At 73.0% G+C, this 12209-nt stretch carries 12 protein-coding genes; 8 read left to right on the top strand and 4 right to left on the bottom strand.

Annotated features, from left to right (window positions below):
* Both ACXKZB_RS11330 and ACXKZB_RS11335 read left to right on the top strand, forming a co-directional pair.
* Positions 1 to 1404 (top strand): dihydrolipoyl dehydrogenase family protein, encoded by a 1404-nt coding sequence (locus ACXKZB_RS11330; RefSeq protein ID WP_488823183.1) that lies wholly within the window; start codon positions 1 to 3, stop codon positions 1402 to 1404.
* Between the two features lie 2 nt (positions 1405 to 1406).
* Complete coding sequence (locus tag ACXKZB_RS11335; protein WP_488823184.1) at positions 1407 to 1763, top strand: Fe-S oxidoreductase; 357 nt, start codon at positions 1407 to 1409, stop codon at positions 1761 to 1763.
* Positions 1764 to 1937: 174 nt separating this feature from the next.
* Here the strand turns inward: ACXKZB_RS11335 and ACXKZB_RS11340 are convergent, their stop codons facing one another.
* Both ACXKZB_RS11340 and ACXKZB_RS11345 read right to left on the bottom strand, forming a co-directional pair.
* On the bottom strand, positions 1938 to 2714 hold the full coding sequence (locus tag ACXKZB_RS11340) for an ABC transporter ATP-binding protein (protein ID WP_488823185.1): 777 nt from the start codon (positions 2712 to 2714) through the stop codon (positions 1938 to 1940).
* A gap of 29 nt (positions 2715 to 2743) precedes the next feature.
* Positions 2744 to 3640 (bottom strand): siderophore-interacting protein, encoded by an 897-nt coding sequence (locus ACXKZB_RS11345; RefSeq protein WP_488823186.1) that lies wholly within the window; start codon positions 3638 to 3640, stop codon positions 2744 to 2746.
* A gap of 66 nt (positions 3641 to 3706) precedes the next feature.
* Between ACXKZB_RS11345 and ACXKZB_RS11350 the strand changes: the two genes are divergently transcribed.
* From ACXKZB_RS11350 to ACXKZB_RS11375, 6 genes are read left to right on the top strand one after another with little or no spacing between them, the layout of a single operon-like run.
* Positions 3707 to 4648, top strand: coding sequence for an alpha/beta fold hydrolase (locus ACXKZB_RS11350; RefSeq protein ID WP_488823187.1), 942 nt, complete (start codon positions 3707 to 3709; stop codon positions 4646 to 4648).
* Positions 4649 to 4705: 57 nt separating this feature from the next.
* On the top strand, positions 4706 to 6256 hold the full coding sequence (locus ACXKZB_RS11355) for an ABC transporter substrate-binding protein (protein ID WP_488823188.1): 1551 nt from the start codon (positions 4706 to 4708) through the stop codon (positions 6254 to 6256).
* A 28-nt stretch (positions 6257 to 6284) separates the two neighbouring features.
* Complete coding sequence (locus tag ACXKZB_RS11360; RefSeq protein WP_123312371.1) at positions 6285 to 7238, top strand: ABC transporter permease; 954 nt, start codon at positions 6285 to 6287, stop codon at positions 7236 to 7238.
* On the top strand, positions 7235 to 8122 hold the full coding sequence (locus ACXKZB_RS11365) for an ABC transporter permease (protein WP_488823189.1): 888 nt from the start codon (positions 7235 to 7237) through the stop codon (positions 8120 to 8122). The genes ACXKZB_RS11360 and ACXKZB_RS11365 overlap by 4 nt, the downstream gene beginning before the upstream one ends.
* On the top strand, positions 8119 to 8943 hold the full coding sequence (locus ACXKZB_RS11370; RefSeq protein WP_488823190.1) for an ABC transporter ATP-binding protein: 825 nt from the start codon (positions 8119 to 8121) through the stop codon (positions 8941 to 8943). Before ACXKZB_RS11365 ends, ACXKZB_RS11370 begins: the two co-directional genes overlap by 4 nt.
* Positions 8940 to 9722, top strand: coding sequence for an ABC transporter ATP-binding protein (locus tag ACXKZB_RS11375; protein ID WP_222657866.1), 783 nt, complete (start codon positions 8940 to 8942; stop codon positions 9720 to 9722). Before ACXKZB_RS11370 ends, ACXKZB_RS11375 begins: the two co-directional genes overlap by 4 nt.
* Positions 9723 to 9811: 89 nt before the next feature.
* On the opposite strand, the gene ACXKZB_RS11380 is transcribed toward ACXKZB_RS11375, so the two are convergent.
* Both ACXKZB_RS11380 and ACXKZB_RS11385 read right to left on the bottom strand, forming a co-directional pair.
* A complete protein-coding gene (locus ACXKZB_RS11380) occupies positions 9812 to 11257 on the bottom strand; it encodes an amidase (RefSeq protein ID WP_488823191.1) in 1446 nt (481 codons plus the stop codon).
* 38 nt (positions 11258 to 11295) lie between these two features.
* Complete coding sequence (locus ACXKZB_RS11385; protein WP_488823192.1) at positions 11296 to 12162, bottom strand: 3-hydroxyacyl-CoA dehydrogenase family protein; 867 nt, start codon at positions 12160 to 12162, stop codon at positions 11296 to 11298.
* Positions 12163 to 12209: the final 47 nt, after the last annotated feature.

Here is a 12209-nt window from a genome sequence, read left to right on the forward strand (position 1 = left end):
ATGACGGACTACGACCTCATCGTGATCGGCGCCGGCGCAGTCGGCGAGAACGTGGCGGACTACGCCCACAAGCGCGGCCTGGCGGTCGCGATCGTGGAGTCCGAACTGGTCGGCGGCGAGTGCTCCTACTGGGCGTGCATGCCGTCGAAGGCACTGTTGCGCAGCGGCCACGCCCTGGCCGCGGCGAAGCGCCTGGACGGTGCAAAGCAGGCCGTCACCGGCGAACTCGACGCGGCCCACGTGCTCGCGCGCCGCAACTCGTTCACCTCGGACTGGAAGGACGACGGCCAGGTGTCCTGGCTCGAGTCCGCCGACATCGCCCTGATCCGCGGCCACGCCCGCATCACCGGCGAGAAGACGATCGAGGTCGGCGGCGAGACGCACACGGCCCGCGCCGCCGTCGCGGTCGTGACCGGGTCGCTGCACGCGCTCCCGGACGTGCCGGGACTCGCCGACGCGAAGCCGTGGGGCACGCGCGAGGGCACCAGCGCCCAGCAGGTGCCGGAGAGCCTGCTCGTGATCGGCGGCGGCGTCGCCGGCTCGGAGCTCGCCACCGCGTGGGCATCGCTCGGTGCGAAGGTCACCCTCGTCGCCCGCCACGGGCTGCTCGGCGGAATGGAGCCGTTCGCCGGCGAGCTCGTCACCGAAGCGCTCCGCGAACTCGGCGTCGACGTCCGCACCGGTGTGAGCCCCGTGCGGGTCGACCGCGACGAGCACGGGCTCGTCACCACCACACTCGACGACGACACCACCGTCATCACGAGCGAGGTCCTGGCCGCCACCGGCCGCACCCCGCACACCGCCGACCTGGGGCTCGAGTCCGTCGGGCTCACCGCCGGTGACTGGCTCGAGGTCGACGACACCATGCTCGTGCACGGCACCGACTGGCTGTACGCCGTCGGCGACGCCAACCACCGAGCACTCCTCACCCACCAGGGCAAGTACCAGGCCCGGGCAGCCGGCGAGGCCATCGCGGCCCGGTACCAGGGTACGCCGCTGCACACCGAGCCGTGGGGCGCCCACGTCGCGACGGCAGACCACGCCGCGGTCCCCCAGGTCACCTTCACCGACCCCGAGGTCGCGAGCGTCGGCCTGACCGAGCAGGCCGCCCGCGAGCAGGGGCTGAACGTCCGTGCCGTGGAGTACGACCTCGGCGGGGTCGCGGGGTCCGCACTGCAGGCCGACGGGTACACCGGGCGGGCCAAGATGGTCGTCGACGAGGACCGAGGGGTCGTCGTCGGGGTCACCTTCGTCGGCCAGGACGTCGCCGAGATGCTGCACGCGGCGACGATCGCGGTCGTCGGCGAGGTCCCGATCGACCGCCTCTGGCACGCGGTGCCGGCCTACCCGACGATGAACGAGATCTGGCTCCGCCTGCTCGAGACCTACGGTCGCCCGGAGTAGGGGTGCGCAACCCGCTCCTGGACTCCCCGGTGTCCCACGCGGGCTGGCTGTTCGCGACCGCGGTCGGCCTCGCGGTGGGCCTGCCGCTGTCGACCGGGCCCGTCCGGGTCGTCGACGGGTTGATCGTCTGCACGGGGCTGCCGCGGTGGGTGTTCCGCCGCGGTGGCACCTGCGTGGGCTCGGTCTACCTGACCCGTGACAACGACGGGCTGAGGGTGCTCCGGCACGAGCGGGTGCACGTCGCGCAGTGGCGGCGGTACGGCATGCTCATGCCCGTGCTGTACGCCGCCGCCGGCCGTGATCCGCTCAGCAACCGCTTCGAGGTCGAGGCCGGCCTGGAGGACGGCGGCTACCGCTGAGCCCCTGCGTCGGCGAGGACGATGGCTCCCCCGCCGCCGAGGTTCCACGACATGCCGCGTGCGTCCCGCCGAGGTTCCACGGGCGGCCCGTGGGCGCGGTGAGATGCCGAGATTTCGGAACCTCGGGAACCGGCCCGGGCGCGGCGGGACCGGCCGCGGCGGGGCGGGGCGTCGTCAGGCTGCGGCGGGGCGACGCGGGACGATGAGGGGCGTGCCGCTCTCGGGGTCGGGGACGACCACGCACGGCAGACCGAAGACGTCCTCCACCAGGTCGGCGGTGAGCACGGACGACGGCGGCCCCGCGGCCACGATCGACCCCTGGCGCATCGCGATGACGTGGGTGGCGTAGCGCGCCGCCTGGTTCAGGTCGTGCAGCACCGCGACGACCGTCCGCCCCGCGGCGTGCAGCGCGGAGGCCAGTTCGAGCACGTCGTACTGGTGGGCGATGTCGAGGAACGTCGTGGGCTCGTCGAGCAGCACGATGTCGGTCTCCTGCGCCAGGACCATCGCGATCCACACTCGTTGCCGCTGCCCGCCGGAGAGCTCGTCGACGCTGCGGTCGGCCAGGTCGAGGGTCTCGGTCTGCTCGAGGGCGGCCTGCACGGCCCGCCGGTCGGACCCGGAGGACGGGTGCAGCAGGTCCTGGTGCGGGAAGCGCCCGCGGGACACCAGGTCGCGGACGGTGATGCCGTCGGGGGCGATCGGCGTCTGCGGGAGCATGCCGACCCGTCGGGCCACGGCCTTCGGACGGTACGAGTCGATCGGCGCCCCGTCGAGGTACACGGTGCCGGCGCGCGGTTTCAGCGTCCGCGCGAACGACTTCAGCAGCGTCGACTTGCCGCACGCGTTCGGGCCGACGATGACGGTCAGTTCGCCGTCGGGGACGTCCACGTCGAGCGCGTCCACCACGATGCGGTCGTCGTACGCGAGCGTCAGCCCACGCACGCCCAACGCGGTCGTGGGGAGCCCGGCTGCGGCGTTCAGTTCTCGGCCTTGCCGTGCCGCCAGTACCCCATGAACGCGACCTGCTTCCGGTCGATCCCGACGCCGCGCACCAGGTGGCGGCGGAGCTCCTTGACGCAGCCGGCCTCCCCCGCGATCCACGCGTACACCGGACGCTCGTCCACCGGCGCGGGGACTTCCCACAGGACCTGCTCGTCGACGTCGACGTCGGTGAGTTCCGCGGTCTCACCGCAGGCGGACCCGACGGCCACCGTCGACGCCCAGGCGTGCACCTGGTCGGTCATGCGGACGCCGTGGGTCGCACCGTTCCGGGCGATCCAGCGGACCTCGACCCCGGCGGGCGCGGTCACGGGCAGCCGGTCGGCGTCGGTCGGCACCTCGATGAAGACGTGGCCGACGGTCGAGACGTCGAGCGCCTCGAGGATGGCGCAGATCGCCGGGGCGGCGGTCTCGTCCCCGGCGAGCAGGATGCGGTTCGCGTGCCCGGGTGCGAACTCGGCGGCACCGGTCGGCAGGTCCTCGGGCGATTCCGGCACGCGGGGTCCGACGATCCGGAGTTCGTCGCCGACGCGGCAGGACGACACCCACCGCGATGCGGGTCCGGCGTCGCCGTGCGCGACGAAGTCGATGTCGAGCTCACGGGCGTCGGGCCGGAACGAGCGGACCGTGTACGTGCGCAGCGGGTTCCGTTCCGCGTCCGGCAGGGCACGCCAGGCGGCGTACCAGTCCTCGTCCTCGGGCAGTTCGGAGAAGCCCACGCCGTCCAGCGGCAGGACGACCTTGATCCGTTGGTCGAGCCCGACCGAGGAGAAGTCCGCCAGGGCATCGCCCGTCAGCGTCACCCGGACGAAGTGCGGGGTGAGGGACGTGACCGCTGCCACACGGACGGAGAAGACGCGGTACCGGGTTGCCACGGATCCGAGTATGGCATGCCTTACCTAACGTCTCCAGACCCCGCCGACGGTGCGAAGATCGCTTCCGTGCCCGATGCCCCCGACGACGAATTCGCAGACCTGGCCGCCCTCGCCCGCGCGAGCGGCGTGACGGAGCCGCTCCGCGCCTCCAGGCAGGTGGTCCGCACCCACGACGGACAGGAGACGTCCGCCATCCGGTGGGGAGACCGGGAGGCCCGGATCACCTACCTGCACGGCCTCGGCATCGACGCCCACAGCTTCGACCAGACCGCGCTCGCCGTCGGCGAGCCGGCGGTCGCCCTCGACCTGCCCGGACACGGCCGGTCGTCGTGGCGGGACGACGCGGACTACGGGGCGTCCGTGACGGCGCCGACCGTGCTCGCGGCGCTCGACGCCATGGACGTGCCGCCGGGGATCGTCGTCGGGCACTCCCTCGGTGCGATCCTGTCGGCACGGCTCGCGGCCACGGCACCGGAGCGGGTCACCGGGCTCGTGCTCGTCGACATGTCGCCGGACTTCGCGCAGCGGGCGGTCGACCGGATCGCCCGGGCACTCGAGGCCGAGGAGCCCTTCGCGACGCTGGACCAGGTCGTCGACCGGGCGATCGAGGCACGCGTCGGCGACGACCGGCACGTGCTGCTGCGCGAGGCGCGCCACACCACGCGGCTCGGCGACGACGGCGCGCTCGTCCGGCGGCACCACTTCCCGCACCTGCCCGCCGGTCGCACGTCGTCGGTGGGGCGCTTCGCCGACGCCTGGCCCGACCTCGAGGCCCTGCGGGTGCCGATCCTGCTCGTCCGCGGCGACCGCGGGTACGTCTCACCGAAGCTGCACGCCGCGTTCGCCGAGCGGCTGCCGGACGCCGAGATCGTGACGGTCACCGCACGGCACGCGGTGCAGAACCAGGCGCCCCTCGAACTCGCTGCGGCGATCCGGGCATGGGCGGGACGTCACGGTTTGTTGCACCGGATCGATGAACCGTCGCGGGACCGTACCGGCCCCCGGTAACCTCGTGCGAGCGCGAGCTGTGACCATCGCCTCGCGTCCGGAAGGAACCCACACCCCATGAGTCCGCTCCACCGCCGTACCGCCCGGGCTGCACGCACCACGCGCATCGGACGTGCCGCCCTCGCCGCCACCGCGGTCGCCGTCGTCTCCGCCCTCGCGCTGACCGGCTGCTCCGGCTCGTCGAACGAGAACGGCGGCGCCGACGCCACCGTGCGCGTCGGCCTGGTGCTCGAACCGACCAGCCTCGACATCCGCACGCAGTCCGGTGCAGCGCTCGACCAGGTGCTCATCGACAACGTGTACCAGGGGCTCGTCGGCCGGACCGCCGACGGCGACATCCGCGACGTGCTGGCCTCCGAGCACGAGGTCTCCGACGACGGGCTGACGTACACGTTCACGCTGCGCGACGGCATCACCTTCCAGGACGGCAAGGACGTCACCGCGGCCGACGTCGTCTGGTCGCTCGAGCAGGTCAAGTCGAACGAGACCTACGTCGACTCCGCCAAGCTCGCCGGCGTCACCTCGATCACGTCCCCGTCGACCGGTGTGGTCGAGCTCAAGCTGGCGAAGCCCGACTCGGACCTGCTCTGGAACCTGACCGGCCGCTCCGGCCTGGTGCTCGAGAAGGCCGCGACGAACGACCTGTCGGACACCGCGAACGGCACCGGACCGTACGAGGTCGCGAGCTGGAAGCAGGGCGACTCGCTCACCTTCGACCGCAACGACGACTACTGGGGCACGAAGGCGAAGGTCGCGAAGATCGTCTTCCGGTACATCACCGACCCGTCGACGGCCGTCAACGCGATGGCCAACGGGGACCTCGACGTCCTCAACCCGGTCGACGGCACGCTGAAGAGCCAGCTCCAGGGGAACGCCGACATCGCGCTGCACAGCGGCAAGACGACGGACAAGTACACGCTGGCGTTCAACGACCGCAAGGAACCGTTCACCGACAAGCGGGTGCGCCAGGCGATCCGGCAGGCGATCGACCCGAAGGCGCTCATCAAGGCCATCGGCGGCACGGGTGTCGAGCAGGGCGGTCCGATCCCGGAGCTCGACCCCGGGTACGAGGACCTGACCGACATCGACGCGTACGACCCCGACAACGCGAAGCGGCTCCTCGCCGCCGCCGGACAACGGGACCTGAAGCTCACGCTGACGTACGCGAACGTCTACCCGGCGACCATCGGCGACGTGCTGAAGTCACAGCTCGCCGACGTCGGGATCACCCTGACCGTCAAGCGCGTCGACTTCGCCACCTGGCTGTCCTCGGTGTTCCAGGCACCGAAGTCGGGCGAGCGTGACTTCGACCTGTCGATGGTCGACCACGTCGAGGCCCGCGACTTCGGCAACTGGGCGAACCCCGACTACTACTTCGGCTACGACAACGCCGAGGTGCAGTCGCTCTACGCCGAGTCGATCGCGGCGACCGACGAGGCCACCAAGACCGAGGCCCTGCGCAAGGCCGCGAAGATCGTGAGCGAGGACGCCGCCGGCGAGTGGCTCTACACGGCCACCGAGATCACCGCGGTGCGGACCGGCGTCACGGGCTTCCCCGTCGACGGCGGCAACTCGAGGCTCGACCTGTCGAAGCTCGCCGTCAAGTGAGCCGAACCGCTGCCGGAGCTCCGAGCACGTGACCCGGTTCCTGGTCGGCAGGCTGCTGCTGCTCGTCGTCGGGCTGCTCGTCGCGAGCGTCATCATCTTCGCGACCCTGCGGGTGCTGCCCGGCGACGTCGCACAGGTCGTCGCCGGCACCCAGTCGACCCCGGCGCAGGTCGAGCAGCTCCGGCAGCAGCTCGGCCTCGACCGGCCCGTCGTGGTGCAGTACCTCGACTGGATCGGCGGGGTGTTCCGCGGCGACCTCGGTCGGTCCCTCGTGACGAACGGGCAGGTCGCGCCGGAGATCGCGCAGAAACTGGCGATCACCCTGCCGCTCGCGGGCATGTCGCTCGCGACCGCGCTCGTGATCGGCGTCCCCCTCGGGGTCGTCGCCGCGGTGCTCCGCCGTCGGCCGGGCGGCGCCGTCATCGGGTTCGTCGCGCAGGCCGTCGCCGCCGTCCCGGTCGTCTGGGCCGGCATGCTGCTCGTCGCACTGTTCGCCGTCACGCTGCACTGGCTGCCGACGCAGGGCTTCCCGCTCGACGGCTGGTCCGAGCCGGGCCGGGCGTTCGCCTCGCTCGTGCTCCCCGCCCTGACCATCGGTGCGGTCGAGGGTGCCGTCATCCTGCGCTTCACCCGGTCGGCGACCCTGTCGGTGCTCGACGCGGACCACGTCCGCACCGCGGCCGCGATCGGCCTCACCCGCACGCAGGCACTGCTCCGGCACGGGCTGCCGTCGGTCGCCCTCACGGTGCTCGCCGTGCTCGGGGTGCAGATCGCCGGGCTGCTGGTCGGGGCCGTCGTCGTCGAGCAGCTGTTCTCGCTGCCCGGGGTCGGGCGCATGCTCGTGACCGACGTCGGCCGCCGCGACATCACCAAGGTGCAGTCCGAGCTCCTCGTGCTCACCGGACTGGTGCTGCTGGTCGGGTTCGCCGTCGACGTCGTGCACCGCACCCTCGACCCGCGCCAACGCGAGGTGTCCGGGTGATCCGCCGCCTGCTGTCCCGCCCCACCGGGGTCTTCGCCGTCGTCGTGCTCGGTCTGCTCGTGGTCCTCGCTGCGGTGTCGCTCGTGTGGACGCCGCAGGACCCGTTCCGCGCCGACCCGTTCCGCCAGTGGGAGGGTCCGAGCGCCGCGCACTGGTTCGGCACCGACGCCGCCGGCCGCGACATCGCGAGCTACCTGCTCGCCGGCACCCGCACCACCGTCCTCGTCGCCGTCGGGGCCGGGGTGATCGCCAGCGTCGTCGGCATCGTCCTGACCGCGATCGGCTCGCTCACCGCCCGCTGGGTGCGCGAGGGCACGGCCGTCCTGCTCGACATCCTGGTGGCGTTCCCGACCCTGCTGACCGCGATGCTCCTGACCGCGGTGTTCGGCGGCTCGCTCGGGGTCGTCATCGTGAGCGTCGGACTGTCCTTCGGGGTCACGATCGCCCGGGTCGCCCGCGGCGAGATCCGGCGCATCGCCCGCAGCGACTACGTCACCGCCGCCCGGGCCTCTGGCGTCGGTGGTGTCGGAGTGCTGTTCCGCCACCTGGTGCCGAACGCCGCGCCGCTGTTCACCGTGCAGCTCTCGCTCGCGATGGCCACCGCGGTCCTCGCCGAGGCCGGTCTGTCGTACCTGGGCTACGGCGCCGGTTCGGACACGGCGTCGTGGGGCAACCTGCTCTCCGACCTCCAGACCTACATCGGCGTGCACCCGTGGAGCGCCACCTGGCCCGGAGCCGCGATCGCGCTGGTCGTCGCCGCGCTCTCACTGCTCGGTGACGCGATCCGCGACGCCACCGATCCGCGTCTGACGACGAACGACCGCGCAGCGGGCGGCGACCGCCGCCCGGACGCGGCCACGACCACCCCCGGGGTGACCGCATGACCGACCGCAGCCACAGCCGCAGCGACACCGGCACCGGCGGGCTCGAGGTGGTGGGGCTCTCCGTCCGCATCACGGGGCGGACGATCCTGGACGACGTGACGTTCACCGTGCCTCCCGGCGAACGCGTGGGCGTGATCGGCGCGTCCGGATCCGGCAAGTCGATGACCTCGCTCGCCCTGATGGGGCTGGAGCCCACCGGGGCGACCGTCACCGGCAGCATCCGCCTGGACGGCACCGAACTCGTCGGCCTGCCCGACCGACAGCGCGCACGGCACCGCGGGTCCGGCATCGGCATGGTCTTCCAGGAGCCCGGCACCGCCCTCGACCCGCTGCGCCGCGTCGGCGCGCAGATCGCCGAGCCCCTGCGGCTGCACCGGGGACTCGACCGGCGGGCGGCGCGTGCCGCGGCGACCGCGCTGGCGGCGGACGTCGGGCTGCCGGACCCGGAGTCGCTGCTGCGCCAGTACCCGCACCAGCTGTCCGGCGGGCAGCGCCAGCGGATCTGCATCGCGATGGCGATGGCAGGGCAGCCCGCGTACCTGGTCGCCGACGAGCCGACGACGGCGCTCGACGTCACGACCGAGGCGCGGATCCTCGACCTCTTCGAAGGGCTGTCGGCCGGCATGGTCTTCGTCACGCACGACCTGGCGGTGCTCGCCCGGATCGCCGACACCGCCGTCGTGCTCGACGCCGGCCGGGTCGTCGAGCAGGGCTCGGTCGCGTCGCTGCTCGCCGCGCCGCAGCACCCCGCGACCGTCGCGCTCGTCGATGCCGCGCGCGCCACCGCCCGTCGTACCCGTCCGTCCGGAGGCTCCGCATGACCGCCGTCCTCGACGGAGTCGGGCTGCACCGCACCTACCGACTCCCCCGCCGCGGGCCCTTCGAGCCCGGTCCGGTGCGCACCGCCGTCGACGGCGTCGACCTGACGGTCGCCCCCGGCCAGCGGCTCGGGATCGTCGGCGAGTCGGGATCCGGCAAGTCGACCCTGGTGCGGCTGCTCGCCGGCCTGGAGGCACCTTCCGCGGGTGCCGTGACCGCCTCCGGTCGTCCGGTGGTGGCGTCCGGGTCCGCGGGTGCGATGCGCTGGTTCCGTCGCGAGACCGGGGTGGTGTTCCAGGACCCGTACGCGTCGCTCGACCCGCGGATGCGCGTCGGCGCGATCATCCGCGAACCGTTGCGGGCGCTCCGGGTGGAGGGTTCGCACGCCGCGCTCGTCCGGGACGTCCTCGAACGGGTCGACCTGCCGGCGGACGCCGTCGACCGCTACCCGCACGAGTTCTCCGGCGGCCAGCGGCAGCGCATCGCCATCGCCCGGGCGGTGGTGCACGGTCCGCGGATCCTGTTCGGGGACGAACCGATGAGCGCGCTCGACGTGGTCGTGCGGGCACGGGTGATCGACCTGTTCCGCTCGCTCGCCGACGACCTCGGGCTGACGCTGGTGCTGGTGTCGCACGACATCGGCGTGGTGCAGCGGCTGTGCGACACCGTCGCGGTGATGTCGGCGGGGCGCATCGTGGAGCACGGGCCGGTCGGGCTGCTCGACGCGCCGGTGCACCCGGTGACGCGGGCGCTGGTCGAGGCCGCGCCGACCCTGCCGTAGCGCGGGCGGGCTCTGACTCGGAACGACAACATCGACGTCGTACGACATCGGGAGTGTCGTTCCAGGTCGCCGCGCGAGTTGCACCCGCGTCAGGCGGTCCAGGCCGCCGGGTGCCGCCGCTGCCACCGCAGCCGACGCTCGAGCTGGGCCCCGATCGCGAGCAGGACCCGCTCGCCCCCCGGACGCCCGATCAACTGGACGCCCATCGGCAGGCCGCCACCGTCCGGGTGGTCGTCGGCGGTGACCCCGACGGGCAGGGTGATCGCCGGCAGCCCCGCCACGTTCGCCATCGAGGTCCACGGCGAGTAGGCGCACTGGCGGCGGAAGTCCTCGTCCGGGTCGTCGCCGTACCAGCCGAGCGGCCTCGGGGTCAGCGCGAGCGTCGGTGACAGCACGGCGTCGAACCGGTCGAACGCGCCGATCAGCGTCGCCGAGAACGTGTCGAGCGTGGTCATCGCGTCGAGCACCTGGGTGCCGGTGAGCCGCCGTCCCCGGTCCACGAGCCACGCCACCAGGGGCGTCAGCGCGGTCAGGTCGATGCCCGGGACCGTCGGCAGCCGCGCCGCGGAGCTCTCCCAGGCCACCCGGAACGCGTCGGCGTACGGCGCCCGGGGCATCTGCACGTCCTCCACGCCGTGCCCCACCTCGCCGAGCACCCGCACCGCGGTCTCGACGGCAGCGCGCGCCGCGGGGTCGACCACCACGTCGACGGTGTCGTCCCAGGGTGAGCCGTCGAGCAGTCCGACGACGAAGCGCCCCTCGCCGCGGACGGCCGCGGCGGTGAACGGGCCGTCACCCACGTCCGGAGTGACCAGGGCGTACGGTGCCGGCTCCCCCAGCCCGGTGGGCGCCACGAGCGCGTCGAGCAGCATCCCGGCGTCCGCGACCGATCGGGTCAGCGGCCCGGCGACGGACAGTCCGCCGACACCGGATCGACCGGGCATCGACGGCACCCGCCCACGGCTCGGCTTGAGGCCGACGAGTCCGGTCGCGGCGGCCGGGATCCGGACCGATCCCCCACCGTCGGACCCGACGGCCGCCGGCAGCAGTCCGGCCGCGACGGCGACCGCCGCGCCGCTCGACGACCCGCCGGGCGCACGGCTCGTCTCGTACGGGTTCCGCGTCACCCCGAAGCGCGTCTCCGACGACGAGGACATCCCGAACTCGGGCGACGTCGTCTTGCCGAGGCTCACCGTGCCGGCCGCGTCGAGCGCGGCGACCAGCGGGTGGTCGGCCCCGGCCGGGCGCTCCGGCAGGCTCGCGGTGCCGCTGCGCGTGGGGACCCCGGCGCGGTCGTACAGGTCCTTGTCGGCGGACGGGAGGCCCCACAACGGTCTGGACGTCGGCACCAGGTGGCCGAGACGGTCGGCTCTCGTGCGCGCTGCGTCCGCCGTGACCGTCACGAACGCGCCGAGGGCGGGGTCGAGGCGCTCGATGCGGGCGAGGTAGTGCTCGGTCACCTCGAGCGCGGTCGCCTCCCCCCGGCGGATCCAGTCCCAGAGTTCCTGCGCGGCGAGGTGGTGGAGTTCGAACACGGTTCCCGAGCCTAGGCGGCGCCGGTGTTGGTCGTCCGTCAGTGCTGGTCGTACCGGTAGAAGCCGCGCCCGGTCTTCACGCCCAGGTCGCCGGCCTCGACGTACTGACGGAGCAGCTGCCGCGGGCCCTCGGGCAGGTGCGGGTCCTCCGCCGCGTAGTGCTCCTCGATGTCCAGGACGACGTCGAGCCCCACCTGGTCCATCATCCGGAACGGACCGGCGGGCGACCCGGTGTTCACCGCGAACATGGCGTCGACGTCCTCGGGCGTGGAGACCCCGTCGGCGACGACGGCCAGCGACTCGCGTTTGACGGCCGCCCAGATGCGGTTGAAGATGAACCCGGTCGACTCCCTGCGTGCGACGAACGGGCGGACGCCGTAGGTCGGCAGGACCTCGAGCAGCAGGTCGACGACCGCGGGGTCGGTCTCGCCGTCGCTCATCAGGTCGACGGCGTTCTGCGCCGGCGGCATGTAGAAGTGCATGTTCAGCACACGCTCCGGGTGCTCGACCTCGTCGATCATCAGTCGGCTCGCGTACGACGACGAGTTGCTCGCCAGGATCGTGTCCGCCCCGACGGCGCGGTCGAGCTGGCCGAACACCGTGGTCTTGAGGTCGATGCGCTCCGGGATCGCCTCGACGACGAGCCACGCACCGGCGACGGCCTCGTCTAGGTCGTCGAACGCGCGGACGGTGCCGACCGCGCCGCCGTCCCGCGCAGCGGCGAGCGCCGGGAGCTCGCGTTCGACGTACTCGACGGCGGCCGTCCGGACCGGTTCGGCGAGGTCGTACACGTGGGACTCGCCGCCGGCACTGGCGAACATGAGCGCGATGCGCCGGCCGAGGGTCCCACCGCCGATCACGGTGACGGGTCGGTTGCGGATGTCGGTCGGCAGGGGGAAGCCCATGGTGTCCTTCGTTCTCGGGTGTACGTTCGATACACAACGTACTCAGT

The sequence above is a fragment of the Curtobacterium sp. ABR8 genome (assembly GCF_057812125.1).